Below are 14,877 nucleotides of genomic sequence, written 5' to 3'. Positions count from 1 at the left end.
CCGTTGATCTTGCAGTTGTGGCAGCCGGAATGAGTCATTACTCCCGGTATGTGTACCGCCACAAGTGCAAGATCACGTGGGTAGGGGTGGGTGGGGGGCGTGGGGGCGGCGGAGGTAGAAGACGGTCCAGGATGTGAGGACGGTCAGGGCCAGCAGGGCTTGGGCCAGGGCGGTGAGGTGGGCGGGATAGAGCACGCCCTCGACGTACCGGTCGATGAAGCCCTGGGTGGTCGCGGGGCCGGACTCGCCGGCCCGGCGTCTCGACCAGTGTTCGGCGTAGGTCAGCGGACAGACCAGGCTGCCCGCGACGACCGCCACCGCCCAGCCGGCGGTGGCCAGGTGCGGCCAGATCGTCCACCGCCAACGCCAGGCCACAAACCCGCCGAGCAGCAGGTAGGCCAGAAAGCCGAAGTGCACCACCAGGATCACCGTGGTCAGCAACCGATAGCCCATGTACGCCTCCGCAGGCCAGGCTACGCAGCAACCGCCCGATGAATCCTGGGTACGCGCACTCAACCGCATACCGGCCCGGATCCGCCGGTCCGGGGGGGTTCCCCGGCTCGACGTTTCCCGCAGCGGGTCAGACCGGTTGGCGTACCTCCGGGTAGGACACCCCGCTCAGCCGCTCCGAGGTCTCCCACAGCCGGATCGCGTCCTGCCGGTCGAGAGCGGCGTCGGGGATCTTCGCCGGCGCGTGACCGCCGGTCAGTTCACCGAACCCACTCGGGCCGTAGTACGCGCCGCCCTCGGCGTCCCGGCCGGTCGCGGCGTACAGCGCGGGAAGGAGCCCGTCCGGGACCTGCTGCCACAGCCACGGGACGCGGTACAGGACCCGGTTCACCATCCTGGTCAGCCGGTACAGGACCGAGGCACCGGGCTGGGTCGGCCCGGTGATCTGAAGATTCGTCACCGTGGCACCCGGATGGGCCGAATTGCTCCGGACGCCCCAACCGCCGGCCGCGCTGCGCCGATCCAGTTCGCGGGCGAAGACCAGCGTGGCGAGCTTCGACAGGCCGTACGCGCGCCCCGGCCGATAGTCCCGCTCGCTCTGTAGATCGTCGAAGTCGAACCGGGCCCACCGGTTCGCGAGGCTGCTCATCGTGACGACCCGCGAGGTGCCGGCCGCCCGCAGCAGCGGCAGGACGTGACCGGTGAACGCGAAGTGCCCGAGATAGTTACTGCCGAACTGCAACTCGAACCCGTCCTGCGTGGCCGCCCGCGTCGGCGGCGTCATGATGCCGGCGTTGTTGATCAGGAAGTGGATCGCGTGTCCCTCGTCCTTCAGCTCCTCGCCGAGGGCGGCGACGCTGGCCAGCGACGACAGGTCGAGCCGCTTGAGCCGCAGCTTCGCGCCCGGTACGTCGCGGCGGATCCTGGCCATCGCGTCGGCGCCCTTCTGCGTGTTCCGTACGGCGAGGACGACCTCCGCACCCGCAGCGGCGAACCGGGTGCTGAGTCCGAATCCGATCCCGCTGTTCGCGCCCGTGATGACGACACGCTTCCTACTGAGGTCGGGCACGCCGACATCGGACGTACGACGAGCCATGTGTCCGCTCCATCCCTGATCGACGCCGGGCCGAGGGTCAGCTCAGGGCGTTGCCATTCTCGGCCGATGCACGCCTGGAACGGCGAGACGAATTCCCCCCGGCAGGTCGACGACCCGCCGGGGCCCCGTCAGTGGTCAGGCGTGGCTGTCCGCGGCCGTACTGGCGCTGGGACGGTTCGCGGGGGTGCCCCGAAACACGCCACGGAGCACCCGGAACATGATGCCGGGCGCGAGCAGACTGGTCGGCGGGTCGATCAGGTTCAGTACCCGCAGGAACGCCGCCCCGAGTACGGCGTCGGTGGTGGCCGCCCGGTGCAGCCGGTGGACGTACGCGTTGACGAACCGCACCTTGGCCGTCCGGGCTCCCGCCACCTCGGGAAAGCGCAGGTCGGTGCCGACCGCGATCGACCACGGCGCGTCGATCAGCCGGGCGGCGCCCCGGAAGAACCGTCGGGCCAGGCCCTCCGTGCCACCGGCGAGCAGTTGCCGCAGCAGCAGCGCCTCCAGGCTCGCCACCGTCATGCCCTGCCCGTAGATCGGATTGAAGCTGCACAGGGCGTCGGCCACCACCAGGTAGCCGTCCGGGAAGCGGCGCAGTCGCTCGTACCGCCGCCGGACGCTGGCCGGGAAGCGCATCTTCACCGGGTCGCTGGTCGGGACCGCCCGCCGCAGGACCTCGGCGACCTCGGGCGCGACCAGCGATTCGGCGAACTCGTACAGGCCCTCGTCGTCGGTGGGCGGCTCGTCGCCGAGCATGCCGGCGAGGGCGATGGCGAACTGGTCGTCCTCGCGGACCGCGACGACCGCCGCCCGTGGCCGCCCCGGTACGGCGTTCGTCAGCACACCCAGCAGGCCGCCGATGTGCTGCGGATCCCGCCGGTAGGTACGGGTGACGTAGGTGACGTCGACGCGTACCTGCTCCTCGACCGGGCGCGGGTAGCCGAGTTGGTCCAACCACACCGGCGCACGGGAGGCCCGACCTCCGGCGTCCACCACCAGGTCGGCGTCGATCGTGTACGCCTCGTCCTCGTCGGCCCCGTGCGGCAGCACCCGTACGCCGGTGACCCGACTCCGGTCCGGTGTGGTGCTGAGCCCCAGCACCTCGGTCGCGGAGAGGAACTCGACGCCCGGCAGTGCCGCCACCCGCGCCCGTACGGCGTGTTCCAGCAGTGGCCGGCTGATGCCGACCGCGAACAGGGGCAACGGTGGCGGTCGCATCACGTACCCGTCGTTGTACCAGCGCACCCGCCCGTGCAGGTCCACCAGCGGTGCACCGCGTGAGGTGAGTTCGTCGGTCAGGCCGGGGAACAGTTCGTCGAACGCCTCCCGGCCCCGGGCCAGCAGGACGTGCAACTGTCGACCCTGCGGCACCCCGCGCCGGTTCACCGGTTGGACCGGTAACCGGTCCCGGTCGATCAACACGACCCTGGCGTACGTTTCACTGAGTGCGCGGGCCGCGAGCAGCCCGCCCATGCTCCCGCCGACCACCACGGCGCTGCCAGTGGATGCCATGCCCAGCACTCTATGTGCCGAAGATGTAGCCGTCCGTCTTCGACAGTGCGCATTCCTGACCCAGGCCGCATACGGTGGCACCGGGCCGGCGGAGTCACCGGCCGGAAATGGTGGTGCGGCCCGAGCGCGAAGAGGTGGATGCTCGGCCGATGGTGATGCACCCCGACCACGTTGTCGTGCCGGTCGACGTCGTTAAGGCGCTGCTGGCGGAACAGTTCCCCGCCTGGGCGGAGTTGCCGATCCGGGCCGTGGCCTCGTACGGGACGGTCAACTCGGTGTTCCGCATCGGTGACCGGCTGGTGGGCCGGTTCCCGCTCGAACCGGGGGAGGTCGAGCAGAAGGTCCGCTGGCTCGAATCCGAGGCGGCGGCGGCTCGGGAGTTGTTTGGGCGGACCCGGTTCCCGACGCCCGAGCCGATCGCCCTGGGACGGCCCGGCCACGGATATCCGCTGCCGTGGTCGGTCCAGTCCTGGGTGCCCGGAACCGTCGCCACCGAGGCGGACCCGGCCGATTCGCCGGACTTCGCCACCGACCTCGCCGAGTTCGTCACCGGCCTGCGGGCGATCGACACCGGTGGTCGGACGTTCGGCGGTTCGGGGCGGGGCGGCGAGCTGACCTCCCACGACCGCTGGATGGAGACCTGCTTCGCACACAGCGGGGAACTGCTGGACGTACGGCGGCTGCGCCGGATGTGGGCGCAACTGCGTACGGCACCCCGGCTCGACCGACCGGACGTGATGAGCCACGGCGATCTGATGCCGGGCAATGTCCTCGTCACGGCCGGGCGGCTGGCCGGGGTGATCGACGTCGGCGGCTTCGGACCGGCCGACCCGGCGCTGGACCTCGTCGGTGCGTGGCACCTGCTCGACGCCCACCCGAGACGGGTCTTCCGCGAGAGGCTGGGCTGCGACGACCTCGAATGGGAACGGGGCAGGGGTTGGGCGTTCGTCCAGTCGATGGGGCTGGTCTGGTACTACGCCGAGAGCAACCGCACCATGGCCACCATCGGCCGCCGTACGCTGAACCGCCTCGTCACCGGGTGACCGGTCAGAAGAGGGTGAGGGGTTCGGCCGGGATCGGCTCGGGCAGCGGTGCGAGTTCGGGCACTCGGGCCCGTACCTCGTCATGGAAGCGTCGGGCGAGCACGGGCGCGTCGGCGTTGTCCGGGGTGTGGATGAACACGGTCGGCGAGCGGCCCTCGCGCAGCCAGCCGGTGACGACCTCCACCCAGTGCTGCCAGCCCTCGACCGTCAGCGTGGTGTCGTCGCGGCCGAGGTACCGGACGATCGGCCGGTCGGTCAGCGCGAGCGCCCGGAGCGGCATGCGCGGCTTCTTCATCCACGCGTCCCGTTCCGCGTCACTGGTCGGCGGGCTCCGGAAGAACGCGGTGGTGTCGAACGGAACCCATTCGGCACCGGCGGCGGTGAGCACGTTTTCGAGCGACGACGTCGCCCGTGGGTCCTCGAAGAACGCGGGATGGCGGACCTCCACGGCGTACCGGTGCGTACCGGAGGACTGGCGCAGGAAACGCGCGAGCACCGGTACGTCGGCCGGCGCGAACGATCCCGGCAACTGGACCCAGAGCGCATGCGTACGCGGGCCGAGCGGCTCGATCGCGTCCAGGAACACCCGCAGCGCGTCGTCGACGTCGGTGAGCCGGCGCTCGTGTGTGATCGGCTTCGGCAGCTTGATCACGAACCGGAAGTCGGGGTCGGTCTGCTGCGCCCACGTAACGACGGTGTCCCTCGCCGGGGTGGCGTAGAACGTCGTGTTTCCCTCGACCGCGTCGCACCAGCTCGCGTAGTGCCGCAGGCGCTCGTGCGCCGGCAGCGGATGCGCCAGCAACCGCCCCTGCCACGACCGGTGAGTCCACATGGCGCATCCCACGTGCAGACGCATGACCCGGATCCCTCCCACAGCTGAACGCGCGCCCGGGCGGCTCGACCGGTTCACCCTATTCGCGGCGGCGAGGGGCGATCACATCAGTCGTCGAACTCGAACCCGTTCGCCTTCGCCGAGGTGATCAACTGTCGGGCCCGCTCGGTGTCGGTCGCCACCGCGCGCATCAGGGTGGCCAGTTCTTCGAGTGCGTCCCGGTCCGTACCGTAGGCGACGAACATGCCGCCCTCCGGGTCGTAGCCGAAACGCCCTTCGAGTGCCGGCGCCTCGGTGCTGACCAGCAACTGGGCGATGCCCTCCCAGAAGTACCCGTTGGGTTCGTGACCGAGCTCCGCTATCACGTCGTCCACATCGGTGGATCCCGCGTTCAACAACAGCGAGTATTTGCCCGGGGTCAGCTCGTGCAGCCGTATCGCGTCCACGGCGGAAGCTTCGCAGCCACGGACCTCCGACCGCGACGCGGGGGTCAGCGCAGCACCGGACGGCAGCCGGGGTCGGACTCCAGATCCGGCCGCTGATCGCGGGCGATCCGGTCCAGCAGGGACTGGTCCAGGAGAACGGTGAGCAGGTCGAGCTCGTACCGCTCCGGTTCGACCCGCAGGCAGGTGAGCTGCGACCGGATCTCGTCGTTGCTCAGCATCTCGATGCCGCCCCGCTTGGGCAGGACCATCGTGTACCGCTCGTCCACCCCCAGGATGTGCCCACCGACCAGGCGTTCCTGCGCGTCCTGGCCGGGCTGGGCGACGGCGATCATGCTCAACGGCAGGATCGGTGTGGTGACGATGCCGTGCAGGCCGATCACGCCGAGCACGAGTGCCAGCAGGGCCGCACCCCGGGCGAACAGCGGCACCGCCGTACGCTGGATCGGTCCCCCCGCGCCGAGCACGAGCAGCAGCAGCGGTGCGGCCAGCGCCACTATCGGGAACCCCGCGCCGGCCCGCCAGGCGGACCGGAACAACGGGACGAGCAGGATCAGTGCCGCCACCGCCGCACCGGACACGATCGTGGGCAGCCGGACCGGCCGGTCCCGACGCGTCGGCCCCAACGCGACGCTGTACAGGGCCAGCGCGTACCAGGCCAGGTACATCACCGGCCAACTGATCGCGGCGAGCGCGAAGCTGATCCAACGTACGGAGTTCGGGATGCGTCGGGTCCACCGGGCGAAGGCGTACCGGGCGGTAAGAACCTCCTCGTCGGCCGGATCGGCGGCGCTGCGCAGGATCAGGCTGCCGACCGCCAGGATCAGGACCGGCACCATGGCGAGTTGCCAGAGCGCGGCGAACACCATGGTGGTGAAGAAGCTGACCGGGTTGATGTTCTGCAACATCAGCAACGTGAGCTGCATGTTGCCGCCACTCTGGATCCACACGTGCAGCGCCGATACCGTCACCGGGATACCGACGATCAGCGGCCAGGGCCCCTGCCAGTCGAACCCGCGCGTCGGCGGACCGGCGGGACGGTCGTCCGGGGCCGGGTCACTCGCCGTCCGCCGGGTCCCCCGGTCGGACGGCAGCGGTCGGAGCACTGTCCGGCGTCGCCTCGGGACGGTCCGGCGTTGCCGGGGCAGCCGGGACCGGCGTCGGGTGCCCTGCCCGGCCGGCGGCACCGAGGCGTGCCGGGGTACGCGGTACGACGTGCGACCGACGGCCAGCGCCTGCGGGTCGAGATCGTCGTACAGGTTGACACTGGACGTGACCAATGGCTGGATCGCGACCAGGCCGGACCGGCCGAGCGTCCTGTCGTACGCGACCTGCCAGGGGCTGCCCTGCCGGTCCGGGTCCAGGTAGCTGCGCTGGAGGAAGTGCTCGATCAGGGCCTGGAGGTGGACATCGCCGAGCGGCAGTCCGACGCCGAGCAGTTCGGTCGTGTCCAGCGGCAGGTCGACCAGGCTCAGCCGGTCCTCCGACCCGTACCGGACACTGGCGAGCAGGTCGCTGGAGGCGAAGAAGCCGTCGTACCGGCCGTTCTTCAGACCGTCGACGCAGTTCTGCACGGTGGCGGCGACCGCCGTCAGCACGTTGAGACGCTGTAGTTGCAGCTCGCTGGTCGAGCCGCCGGTCACGCAGATGCGCCGCCCGCGCAGGTCCGCCACCTCGCGCACCTCGTTCGCGAGTGCGGTCGGCACCAGCAGCTCCTGCGTGGCGACCAGGTACGGGCCGGCGAAACGTACCTGCTTCTGGCGCTCCCCGGTGATGGAAAACGACGCCAGAACCAGGTCGACCCGGCCCGTACGCAGGGCGGCGAGCCGATCTTCGGGGGTTACCGACACGAACAGGATCTGGTCGTCCCGGAAACCCAGTGAGTGCCCCAGGTACCTGGCTATCTCAACGTCGAATCCGGTCAGCTCGCCGGTCGGTTCCCGGTAGCCCAGCAGCGGTAGGTCGAAGAACACCCCGATGGTGATCTGCTCCTTGCCGCTGAGACTGGACGCTTCGAGGTAGCCGCTCACGGTCGGACCGCCGCCGCCTGGTGAACCGGCCTCACGCAGCCCGTAGAAGACGGTGAGGCCGAGCAGGAGCAGCGCCAGCAGGGCACCGATAGTGTCGCGGCCGAATCTCACCGATTGTCGCCGGGCGCTCACCAACATCCGCACAGTGTGTCACCGGACGCACCCGGAACGCCCACGGCTCGACGGTCCGGGCGTCATCAGCCGATCGACGACGACATCAGCTGATCGGCGGCGGCTCCACACCCCCGCACGGACTCGTGGTGAAGACCAGGTATCCGGACTGGGTGCCGAGCCGAAGCACCACCGCGTCGCAGTTGATGCTGTAGCTGCCCCTCCAGGTCGTGTGGGCGGAGTCGGCGTACCAGGTGTGCAGACACATTTTGCCGGCCGGGCAGGGATAGAGGGCCTGGGCCGGTGAGCTGGGAATAAGGGCGGTGATGCCGATGGCGAGCACCACCGCGACAAAGAGACGACGCAGCATGTTCTCACTCTCCCTGGGTCAGCCGCGCCAGCACCGCACCGGCCCACCATGGGCCTCGCGAGCGTGGCAACTGGCTGAATTTTTCACCCCCGATCGACGCCTGACAATCGATCGCCCTCTCCGTTCGGAGAGTCCTCGTGATAACCCAGATCACCTCGCGACACAGCAGACCCGACATATGACAGCCAAGTTCCACGAGGCGGATCACTTGACCTCAACATTGGTTGGGGTTCTAGGGTCGGCCCGTACCAGCACCACGCGACCCACCCGAAGGAGCCGACCCGTGCGCGTCACCGAGCAACTTCCCGACCTCACCCGTACGGACGCGGGCGTCGCCCTGTCGAGCGAGTGGCTGCTCGGCACTCCCGAGCGGCAGCGTGCCGCCGCCGAGGCGACGGTCGCCGCCTGGCAGGACGCCGACTGGCCGGAGGGCCTGCTGTCGTACGCCATCTACCTCGACACCGACGGCGAGCTGATCCGGCACTACTCGCAGTGGACGGACGAGGCGGCGGTCGACGCGTACGCCAGCAACGGTCGTGCCGCCAGGGCGGGCCGGATCGACGCCGCCGTACCCGGAATCGAACGACGCGACGCGGCCCGGTACCGCATCTATCGGGGCTCGCGGGCCGACGACGGCCGGATTCCGGGCACCGTCGTGGCCGTCCGGGTCGACACCGACGGCCCCGAACGCTCACGTATCTGGATCGACGCGGTCTTCGACGCACTCGGGGCCACCCAGAACCTACCCACCGGTGGCATCGGCGCCTTCTTCCACATCAGCGACGACGGCACCCACATCCTGAACTACGCCGAGTGGACAACCCCACAGGCACACATCGAAGCCCTGGCAGCCAACCACGGCGCCATCGCACAAGGCCCCCTCTGGACCCGAGTCCAAACCATGCAAGCCGTACGCCAAATAAGCGTAAAACGCTACCACCTACACCAAACCCTAACAAACTAACCCCCACCCGCCCACCCACCCCGCCCCACCCCCGCCCCACCCCCGCCCACTGCCGTTGATCATGAAGTTAGCGCAGATTCCAGTCCGAAATGTCCGCGTTAACTTCATGATCAACGGCAGTGGGGGGCGGGCGGGCGCGGGCGGGGCGGGTACGGTGGTGGGGGCTGAGTGGGGATGGTTGATGTTTGCGCTGGTGGTTCGGTTCGAGCTTTTGGATGATGAGGCTGCGGTTGAGTTTGACCGGCTGGCTTCGGAGACTCTGCCCCTGATCGAAAGCAGCGAACCGGGCACGCTCGTCTATGCGACCCATCGGATCGAGGACGAACCGCTCGCCCGAGTCTTCTACGAGGTCTACCGGGACCGGGAGGCGTTCGAATCACACGAGCGTCAACCGCACGTCGTACGCTTTCACGCGGAAAAGGAACGGTGCCTGGCGGGCGCACGGGTCGAGTTCCTGGAACCATCGGGAACAAAGGGCATACCGCGCGATTGAGCGCCGGCTGGTCGCTCCACCGTCGACGCACGGTTCGTCGGCCGGATCCACGATCCACCGGTACGTCGACACTCGCGCTCGATCCGCACCCCGCCCCGCCCGACTCAGACCACCCAGGCCGGCACGAGCTTGTCCCCGTCCGGTACGGCACAGTGCGCAGCCACCACCGCGGCGTCGAGCCGGTACGCCCGCATCCCGACCGGTGCCACCACGACGGCGGCGAACCCGTCCGGGGCGGCGGCTACCCGGCGCGGGGCGTCGGCCGGGATGACGAGCGTGTCGCCGGGCTCGATGACGTACGCCTCGTCGGCGAGTTCGACGGTGGCGGCGCCGGTCAGCACGGTCCAGACCTGCTCGGTGTCGATGCCGTGCAGCGGACCGGCCTGGCCGGCGCCCATGTCGACCCGCCAGACGAGCTGGCCGGCGCCGCCCTGGGCGGGTGAGGCGAGGGTGGTCATGGTCGCGTTCGGGGTCTCGGTACGGCGGCTCTCGGCGTGGCGGATGACAGGCATGGACGGATCCCCTAGATTAGACAACGTGGTTGTCGAAATAGTTAACCAGGTTGTCGACCGTGTCAAGTGAGCTGTCCGGTGAGCTGCCCGGCCACGAGATGCCCGGCGAGATGCCTGGTTATGAGCTGCCGCTGCGGCTGTTCCAGGGCTTCCGTCTCATGATTGACGAGCTGCACACACAACTCGCCCGGCAGGGTCACCCCGACCTGCGACCCATGCACGGCTTCGTCTTCCAGGCCATCGGCCCCGACGGCACCACCGCGGCCGAACTCGGCCGACGGCTCGGCGTCTCGAAACAGGCCGCCGGCAAGACCATCGACGGGCTGGAACGCCTCGGCTACGTCGTACGCGAGTCCGACCCGCGCGACGCCCGCCGCAGGGTCGTACGCCTCACCGAACGCGGCGTCGACTCGCTCGTCCGGTCGGCACGCATCTTCGACCAAATCCGCGCCCGCTGGGCCACCACACTCGGCCCCGACCGCCTCCGCGGGTTCGAAACCGACCTACGCACCCTCACCCCGTCCGAAACCTTCCCCCTGGACGTCCCCGGCTGGTTCAACGCCGACTGACGCCCCTCCGTGATCCGAAGAGTTCGGCCCGACACAGCCGGTTGATCATGAAAACGGGGTGACGCGGCAGCTGCCACGTCACCCCGGATCTCGAAACGGTTCGGGTCAGACCTCGACGACGTTGGGAACAATCATCGGGCGGCGGCGGTACGCGTCGTTCACCCAGCGCCCGACCGTACGGCGGACGATCTGCTGGAGCTGGTGCGGATCGGTGATGCCCTCCGTCGCGGCCCGGCTCAGCGCCTCGGTGATCAGCGGGATCACCGGGTTGAACGCGTCCGGGTCGTCGGAGAAGCCCTTCGCGGAGACGGTGGGACCGCCGACGACCTTGCCGGTCACCGAGTCGACCACCACGGTCGCGGCGATGAAACCGCCGTCGCCGAGCATCCGCCGCTCGGTGAGCAGCGACTCGTTCACGTCACCGACGGCGAGACCGTCGACGTAGACGTACCGGCTCTGCACGTGGCCGACGAGCGTGGCGCGGCCCTCGACCAGATCGACCACGTCGCCGTCCTCGGCGATCACCACCCGGTCGGCGGCAACACCGGACTCGATGCCCAGCCGGGCGTGCGCCCGCAGGTGCCGCCACTCGCCGTGCACCGGCAACAGGTTGCTCGGGCGTACGACGTTGAGCAGGTAGAGCAGCTCACCGGCCGGGGCGTGCCCGGAGACGTGCACCTTCGCGACGTCCTTGTGGATGACGGTCGCACCGGCGCGGGACAGCCGGTTGATCACCCGGTAGACCGAGGTCTCGTTGCCCGGCACCAGCGAACTGGCCAGCACGACGGTGTCGCCGGACGCCACCGTGATGTGCCGGTGGTCGCCGGTGGCCATCCGGCCGAGCGCGCTCATCGGCTCGCCCTGCGAACCGGTCGACATGAACACGATCTGGTTCGGCGGCAACGTGGTTGCCTCGTCCAGCCCGACCACCAGGCCCGGCGGGATCTGGAGCAGCCCGAGGTCGCGGGCGATGCCCATGTTGCGCACCATCGAGCGGCCGATCAGGGCCACCTTGCGGTTGTACTCGGTGGCCGCGTCGAGCACCTGCTGCACCCGGTGCACGTGCGAGGCGAACGACGCCACGATGATCCGGCCGCGCGCCTTGCCGAAGATCGAGCCGAGGATCGGGCCGATCTCCCGCTCCGGCGTCACGAAACCGGGGATCTCCGCGTTGGTCGAATCGGAGAGGAGCAGGTCGACGCCCTCGGCACCGAGCCGGGCGAAGCCGGCCAGGTCGGTCAGGCGCCCATCGAGCGGAAGTTGGTCCATCTTGAAGTCACCGGTGTGCAGCACCAGACCGGCCGGGGTACGGATGGCCACCGCGAGCGCGTCCGGGATCGAGTGGTTGACCGCGAAGAACTCGCACTCGAACGGACCCAGCCGCTCCCGCCCGCCCTCCCGCACCGTCAGCGTGTACGGCTCGATCCGCCGCTCGGCCAGCTTCGCCTCGACCAGCGCGAGGGTGAACTGCGAACCCACCAGCGGAATATCGGGTTTGTGAGCGAGCAGGTACGGCACCGCACCGATGTGGTCCTCGTGCCCGTGCGTCAACACGATCGCCTGCACGTCCTCCAGCCGATCGAGGATCGGCGCGAAGTCGGGCAGAATCAGGTCGACACCGGGCTGTTCGACGTCGGGGAAGAGCACCCCGCAGTCGACCACCAGCAGCTTGCCGTCGTACTCGAACACGGTCATGTTGCGCCCGATGGCGCCCAGCCCGCCGAGCGGTGTAACCCGCAGCCCACCCACGGGCAGCGGTGGGGGAAGTTGCAACTCCCGCGCCTGCGGCTGGCTCATGCCACCGCCTCGCCGCGATCGGTCAATGCCGTCGTCCTACTGTTCTGCTTGCCCATGCCGCCGACCTTACTGATTGACCCACTCATGCCAGCAACTCCAGACCCGCATCGGCGCAGTCGGCGCGCAACTGGGCGAGTTCGGCCTCGGTCGCGTCGACCAACGGTGGCCGGACCGGACCGGCCGGCAGACCCGACACGGCCAGGCCGGCCTTGACCAGGATCGTGCCCTGGGTACGGAAGATTCCGGTGAACAACGGCAGCAGCCGCCGGTGCAGCAGCAGTGCGGTGTCGTGCTCACCCCGGTCGTACGCCTCGATCAACTGCTTGGTGAGCGCACCGGTGAAGTGCGTGGACGTGCCGACCAGACCGACCGCGCCGATCGCCAGCGACGGCAGCGTGAGCGCGTCCTCGCCGCTGTAGAACGCCAGATCCGTACGGCTGATCACCCACGAGGTGTCGGCCAGGTCGCTCTTCGCGTCCTTGACCCCGACGATCCGTTCGTGCTCGGCCAGCCGGACCAGCGTCTCGGCGGCGATCGGCACCCCGGCGCGGTGCGGGATGTCGTAGAGCAGGATCGGCAGTTCGGTCGCGTCGGCCACGGCGGTGAAGTGCCGGACCAGCCCCGCCTGCGGCGGCTTGCTGTAGTACGGCGTCACCACCAGCAGCCCGTGCGCGCCGGCCTTCTCCGCCGAGGCGGCCAGTTCGATCGTGTGCCGGGTGTCGTTGGTGCCAACCCCGGCGACCACCCGGGCGCGGTCGCCGACCGCCTCCACCACCGCCCGGAGCAGGCGTTCCTTCTCCGCGTCGGTGGTCGTGGGCGACTCGCCGGTGGTGCCGCTGATCACCAGGGCGTCGTTGGCCTGCTCGTCCACCAGGTAGGTGGCGAGCCGGGCAGCGCCGTCGAGGTCCAGCGAGCCGTCCGCGGTGAACGGCGTGACCATGGCCGTGAGCAGTCGCCCGAAGGGACGGGGCACCGCCCGGTCGGCGGCAGCAGGGTGGTCGTGCGTCATACCGCTAACCTATCGGACGCCCAGTACCCGGCCGCCGGGGAAGTGCTCAGGACTGCTCGGCGTACGGGCTGGCGGCCACCTCGGTGCCGTCCGGCAGGGTGCTGATCACAAAGTCGGCGAAGACGTTCGGTGCCACCCGCTGGAGCTGACGCAGGCACTCCACCGCCAGCTCACGAATCTCGACATCGGCGTGCTCGGTGGCCCGCATCGACACGAAGTGCCGCCAGGCCCGGTAGTTGCCGCTGACCACGATCCGGGTCTCGGTGGCGTTCGGCAGCACCGCACGGGCCGCCTGCCGAGCCTGCTTGCGGCGCAGCGTCGGGTTCGTCACGTCCGCGAACCGCTGCTCCAGCCCCTCCAGCAACTCGGTGTACGCCCGTACGCTGGCCTCGGTCGCCTCGACGAACCGCTTGTGCAGCTCGGCGTCCTCGGCGATCACCGCCGGCTCCACGAAGGCGGCGTCGCGCTCCGGCACGTACCGCTGCGAGAGCTGCGAGTACGAGAAGTGCCGGTGCCGGATCAGCTCGTGGGTGAACGACCGGGAGACCCCGGTGAAGTAGAACGTCACACTGCCGTGCTCCAGCACGGATAGGTGGCCGACCTCAAGGATGTGCGCGAGGTAACCGGCGTTGGTCGCGGTGGCCGGGTTGGGCTTCTTCCAGGACTGGTAACAGGCCCGGCCGGCGAACTCGGCGAGCGCCTGCCCCCCGTCGGCATCGGTCGACCACGGCACCTCCTCGGGCGCCTCAAACTGAGTCCACGCGACGAGCTTGACCTGCGGTGACACGATCTCCGACATTCCCAAAACCTTAGTATCCCCACCCACGCCTCCCCTCCCCCACCTCCCCCTCCTCCCCCCTCCTCCCCCCTCCCTCCCCCCTCCCTCCCCCGCCGATCTAGGGCAAATGGTGGCGTGTTGATCTCCAATCACACGTATTTGCCCTAGATCGACGGGGGAGAGGGGGCGGCGCGAGGGCACGGGGAACGGGGGGGAATCGGGGGGGAAGAAGGGTTAGACGTAGAGCCAGGTGAAGGGGGGCCAGGGGAGGTTGCGGAGGACTGAGAAGGTCAGCCAGGCGGTCAGGAAGACGCCGATGGTTACCGGGCCCACGGAGAGTTGGGGGAGGCGCCAGCCGAAGAGTTGCTTTCCGGCCCAGGCGACGTAGAGGTAGACCAGGAACGGGACGGCGAAGACGAACAGGATGTGGTGCCGGGCGGCGGCCGGCAGGTCACCGTGCAGCAGGTACCAGAACGCGCGGGTGCCGCCGCAACCGGGACAGTCCAGCCCGGTGGTCAGCTTCAGCAGGCAGGTCGGGGCCGCGTCGGGGGCGCTGCGGGTCGGATCGGCGTAGAGCGTGTAACCGACCGCGCCGCCGAAACAGGCCAGTATCGCGACCGGCGCCAGCCAGCGCGGGGACCGGGCCGCGATCCGGTCGAAGAACCGCGTGATCCGGTCCGGTTCGGCAGCCACCGGATACCACTGCTGCGAGTCCACGGGATCGGGATTCCACTGCTGCGACTGCGCGGGGTCGGGGTTCCACTGCTGCGACTGTGCGGGGTCGGGGTTCCACCGAGGGTCAGCCGGGGGCAGCGCCTCGGGCGGTGTTGTCGGTCCACCCGCGCTGGTCATCGCCACCCCACTCGTC

16 protein-coding genes are annotated in these 14,877 nt (G+C 69.6%); 4 read left to right on the top strand and 12 right to left on the bottom strand.

Features of this window, described 5'->3' with window-relative positions:
• Positions 1-72: 72 nt before the first annotated feature.
• The 3 genes from OG792_RS07190 to OG792_RS07180 form a co-directional block, all read right to left on the bottom strand.
• Complete coding sequence (locus tag OG792_RS07190) at positions 73-453, bottom strand: DUF2784 domain-containing protein (RefSeq protein ID WP_329108439.1); 381 nt, start codon at positions 451-453, stop codon at positions 73-75.
• Between the two features lie 127 nt (positions 454-580).
• Entirely contained in the window at positions 581-1,546 is a 966-nt protein-coding gene (locus OG792_RS07185) for an SDR family oxidoreductase (RefSeq protein WP_329108438.1), read from the bottom strand.
• Positions 1,547-1,681: 135 nt separating this feature from the next.
• Positions 1,682-3,058: an FAD-dependent oxidoreductase gene (locus OG792_RS07180; protein ID WP_329108437.1), complete on the bottom strand. Its 1,377-nt coding sequence runs from the start codon at positions 3,056-3,058 to the stop codon at positions 1,682-1,684.
• Positions 3,059-3,207: 149 nt separating this feature from the next.
• Here OG792_RS07180 and OG792_RS07175 point away from each other — a divergent pair, with 149 nt between their 5' ends.
• Entirely contained in the window at positions 3,208-4,101 is an 894-nt protein-coding gene (locus tag OG792_RS07175) for an aminoglycoside phosphotransferase family protein (protein ID WP_329108436.1), read from the top strand.
• A gap of 4 nt (positions 4,102-4,105) precedes the next feature.
• Here the strand turns inward: OG792_RS07175 and OG792_RS07170 are convergent, their stop codons facing one another.
• From OG792_RS07170 to OG792_RS07155, 4 genes are all read right to left on the bottom strand, one after another.
• Positions 4,106-4,933, bottom strand: coding sequence for a DUF72 domain-containing protein (locus OG792_RS07170; RefSeq protein ID WP_329111142.1), 828 nt, complete (start codon positions 4,931-4,933; stop codon positions 4,106-4,108).
• A gap of 107 nt (positions 4,934-5,040) precedes the next feature.
• On the bottom strand, positions 5,041-5,379 hold the full coding sequence (locus OG792_RS07165; RefSeq protein ID WP_329108435.1) for an Imm51 family immunity protein: 339 nt from the start codon (positions 5,377-5,379) through the stop codon (positions 5,041-5,043).
• 44 nt (positions 5,380-5,423) lie between these two features.
• The gene (locus tag OG792_RS07160) at positions 5,424-7,544 is read right to left on the bottom strand and encodes a transporter substrate-binding domain-containing protein (RefSeq protein WP_329108434.1); all 2,121 of its coding nucleotides are present in this window, start codon (positions 7,542-7,544) and stop codon (positions 5,424-5,426) included.
• Between the two features lie 79 nt (positions 7,545-7,623).
• Complete coding sequence (locus OG792_RS07155; protein ID WP_329108433.1) at positions 7,624-7,887, bottom strand: hypothetical protein; 264 nt, start codon at positions 7,885-7,887, stop codon at positions 7,624-7,626.
• 283 nt (positions 7,888-8,170) lie between these two features.
• On the opposite strand from OG792_RS07155, the gene OG792_RS07150 reads away from it, so the two are divergent.
• Both OG792_RS07150 and OG792_RS07145 read left to right on the top strand, forming a co-directional pair.
• Complete coding sequence (locus OG792_RS07150; RefSeq protein ID WP_329108432.1) at positions 8,171-8,851, top strand: hypothetical protein; 681 nt, start codon at positions 8,171-8,173, stop codon at positions 8,849-8,851.
• Between the two features lie 106 nt (positions 8,852-8,957).
• The gene (locus tag OG792_RS07145) at positions 8,958-9,344 is read left to right on the top strand and encodes a putative quinol monooxygenase (RefSeq protein ID WP_329108431.1); all 387 of its coding nucleotides are present in this window, start codon (positions 8,958-8,960) and stop codon (positions 9,342-9,344) included.
• 104 nt (positions 9,345-9,448) lie between these two features.
• Here OG792_RS07145 and OG792_RS07140 read toward each other — a convergent pair whose 3' ends face one another.
• The gene (locus OG792_RS07140; protein ID WP_329108430.1) at positions 9,449-9,856 is read right to left on the bottom strand and encodes a cupin domain-containing protein; all 408 of its coding nucleotides are present in this window, start codon (positions 9,854-9,856) and stop codon (positions 9,449-9,451) included.
• A gap of 59 nt (positions 9,857-9,915) precedes the next feature.
• Between OG792_RS07140 and OG792_RS07135 the strand changes: the two genes are divergently transcribed.
• Positions 9,916-10,425: a MarR family winged helix-turn-helix transcriptional regulator gene (locus OG792_RS07135; protein ID WP_329108429.1), complete on the top strand. Its 510-nt coding sequence runs from the start codon at positions 9,916-9,918 to the stop codon at positions 10,423-10,425.
• Positions 10,426-10,530: 105 nt separating this feature from the next.
• Here OG792_RS07135 and OG792_RS07130 read toward each other — a convergent pair whose 3' ends face one another.
• The 4 genes from OG792_RS07130 to OG792_RS07115 all read right to left on the bottom strand — a co-directional run bounded on the left by OG792_RS07130 (position 10,531) and on the right by OG792_RS07115 (position 14,861).
• Positions 10,531-12,222, bottom strand: a complete 1,692-nt coding sequence (locus tag OG792_RS07130; protein ID WP_329108428.1) for a ribonuclease J — start codon at positions 12,220-12,222, stop codon at positions 10,531-10,533.
• 82 nt (positions 12,223-12,304) lie between these two features.
• On the bottom strand, positions 12,305-13,231 hold the full coding sequence (dapA, locus tag OG792_RS07125; protein ID WP_329108427.1) for a 4-hydroxy-tetrahydrodipicolinate synthase: 927 nt from the start codon (positions 13,229-13,231) through the stop codon (positions 12,305-12,307).
• A gap of 46 nt (positions 13,232-13,277) precedes the next feature.
• On the bottom strand, positions 13,278-14,030 hold the full coding sequence (thyX, locus tag OG792_RS07120; protein ID WP_329108426.1) for an FAD-dependent thymidylate synthase: 753 nt from the start codon (positions 14,028-14,030) through the stop codon (positions 13,278-13,280).
• 213 nt (positions 14,031-14,243) lie between these two features.
• Complete coding sequence (locus OG792_RS07115; RefSeq protein WP_442932448.1) at positions 14,244-14,861, bottom strand: DUF2752 domain-containing protein; 618 nt, start codon at positions 14,859-14,861, stop codon at positions 14,244-14,246.
• Between the last annotated feature and the right edge of the window lie 16 nt (positions 14,862-14,877).

Origin of the sequence: Micromonospora sp. NBC_01699, from assembly GCF_036250065.1 — a bacterium.
GTDB lineage: Bacteria > Actinomycetota > Actinomycetes > Mycobacteriales > Micromonosporaceae > Micromonospora_G.
This window is presented reverse-complemented; position numbering and strand designations above follow the sequence as displayed.